This is a genomic window from Microbacterium sp. KNMS, from assembly GCF_053851835.1.
Genome location: NZ_JBSQBP010000125.1, coordinates 1 through 265 on the forward strand (window position 1 = coordinate 1; position 265 = coordinate 265).

Here is a 265-nt window from a genome sequence, read left to right on the forward strand (position 1 = left end):
GCGTCAGGCCCGGCTCGGTGACGATGTAGCTCTCGAAATAGAGCACGCGCTCCAGCTGCTTGAGCTGCATGTCGAGCAGCAGGCCGATGCGCGAGGGCAGCGATTTCAGGAACCAGATATGCGCGACCGGCGCGGCCAGCTCGATATGGCCCATGCGCTCGCGGCGGACCTTCGAGACCGTAACCTCGACACCGCACTTTTCGCACACGATGCCCTTGTACTTCATGCGCTTGTACTTGCCGCACAGGCACTCATAGTCCTTGAT

At 61.1% G+C, this 265-nt stretch carries 1 protein-coding gene; it reads right to left on the minus strand.

The genetic code is table 11. The features are described from left to right. Positions 1-265: hypothetical protein (locus ACWXWW_RS18105; RefSeq protein ID WP_455971408.1), on the minus strand; the 265-nt coding region annotated here is incomplete at both ends.